1 protein-coding gene is annotated in these 2325 nt (G+C 29.5%); it reads right to left on the reverse strand.

Annotated features, from left to right (window positions below; translation table 11 throughout):
• Nucleotides 1–748: 748 nt before the first annotated feature.
• Nucleotides 749–2185, reverse strand: a complete 1437-nt coding sequence (locus AC3DU7_RS31485; RefSeq protein ID WP_488043165.1) for a phospholipase D-like domain-containing protein — start codon at nt 2183–2185, stop codon at nt 749–751.
• Nucleotides 2186–2325 lie beyond the last annotated feature (140 nt).

The raw sequence follows: 2325 nt of genomic DNA on the forward strand, positions 1-2325 counted from the left end.
TAATGGATAATTGATAATTACCTCTGGTTAAAACCATTACGGAATTGAATATAAGGAAATATGATTTCTTCTCTTGGTCGATGGGATCTGACGAGGTCTCTTCGCCATTCCTCGACCGTTTTTTTTCCTTAAAAGGAGAGGCTTTAAACCAGAATTATTTAATTATTAATTATTCGGTAATAAGGGATTTAAATTCCTATTAACATAGACTACTAATTTTTAAAATATAGTGATATAACAGGTGCATCTCATATTTGCAAAAATACTTTTTTTCCTATATATTATACCAAATTCATGCAAAGGCAGTTACATCTTAATTTGTCATTTATTCCTAAAAGAAAAAATTATAAATTCCATAAATTTAAAAATTTTCACCTTTTTTCCTCTTTTTTATGATGTTTTTCTTTCCCTGTTCCCAGCTCCGGTGTTCCCTGTTCCCTATGTAGTCACTGTAGCAATATTTTATGAAATTGGTATAACTAATTAGGGTTTGCTGATTAAATATCAAAGTATTGACTGATATTTGTTTGAGGCAATTTATGTCTGGAAAAAGTATAACTTTTCAGCAAGTCATGGTTAAAAAAACGAGCATTTTCGGGCAGCAAAATCCGAAAAATAACTCTTATTATTGTTTTTGCAACTGACTCTGTAATTCCCATTTCTTCTAAGTCCTAACTACTCCCTTTTTCCACTCCACGGTCGGGGGAGGGGCGAGGGGTGGGTCCCTACAAAGACCAAAAAGACTTTTTCAGCAAACCCTAATTAAATTAATTCCACTTTTAAATAAATCTTCAATAGTTTGTTTATCTCTGAGAATAACTCCTAGTTCATCTCTATATGTTAAATGGGGGTCTGCTCTAAATGATAAAAAGTTAAAGCTGGTTACTATGGCAAATTTATCATCACAAATAATTTGTTTACGATGAGTATTGTTAGTTTTGTCAAATTGGAGATTTTTGTAATTTGCTTTTAAATTCTCTAATTGTTTAATCGACTTCTCATCATTTTGAACTTTTAAACCTTTAATTCCATAGATTATATGAACTTGAACTTTTCGTTTTAAGGTATCTTTTAAAGTTGATATAAATTTTTCATCTACTACATTTGCTTTAATCCAAGGTGAAATTATCATTAGTCTATTTTTTGCTTCTTTTGAAGCTTTAAGTAAATATTCACGAATTTGATAAGTATGAATTACTTCTGATATTCTAGTTTTGTTTTGGACTTGCTTGAGTTCTTTCTGAAGCTTTTGTTTTTCCTGTTTGACTGAATTATTTTTAGTTTCGATAAAATCATCGGGGTCATTGAGAGAACTAATTTTTGTAGTTAATTTTTCTACAGTTTGAATATCATCATCTTTAATACTAAAAATAACCTCATTACCTAAACTTTCTGGTAGTTTATCCTGTTCCATTTGTTGAAAAATTGGCTCCAGTATTTTTTTTCCTTCAGCATACAATTTTTCTATAGTATTTCGATATTCTACTTGAATAGAACTTCTAGAAAAAATCTCATATTCAATTTCGCGATCGCCAGGATTACTTTTATACAAAACTAGCAAAATTTCATGCCATTGAGGATATACTTTTTCTAGGTTATTAACTTGTACTAATTCTATGGAATTAGGATTATTAGGATGAGAAATTTGCAAGAGTTGTTCAATATCTGGATAGTAATCAACTAAATCTTCTATATGACCTTTCCTTGGTTTTTTGACTATTTTATTTATGGCATTATTTTTATGAATTTTACTGTCAAATTTTTCCGGGGAGAAAGAGTTTGTCAGTTTTCCATTTAGAGCGTCTAGATAAAATGTCTGAGTTTCAGAAATAGGTGCTAAAACTGTTTGTTGTTCTAAAGCATCTAAACCTACTGTTGTTAACTCTAAATTTTCTTCTTTTTTGACTAATTCTCTGGAAATTAATTCTGATAATACTTTTTCTATTTGATAACTTTCCATACCAAGAAAACTAGAAATTTCTTGTAGTTTTACTAACCCATTAGTAATACATTTCAAGACGAATTCTTCTAGTAATTTTAATTCTCTATTTGCCAAATAAGTTAAGTCAAGACGTAAAGCATAGAAAGGATAACCAACTGATTTATAGTCAAGTACTATTGCTTCAGGAAGTGAATGATATTTTCTAATCTTATTTTCAAAGTATTTAATTTCGTTATCCATCATTAAGTTCCTCAAATAAATTTTTACAGCTTTTTATTTATTCTAGAGCTTTAGTCTCTAAACCCTTTTCAAAAGTTAGTTGCTATGATTTTCTATTAAGAAAATCCCTCAAATTCTCATTTTCTCAAGCGCGTAACTTCCGC

It is taken from the genome of Okeania sp., assembly GCF_983059655.1.

What these genes read in the sequence shown, in the direction of transcription:
- AC3DU7_RS31485 (WP_488043165.1), bottom strand. Translation starts at nt 2,185, where the DNA reads ATGATGGATAACGAAATTAAATACTTTGAAAATAAGATTAGAAAATAT.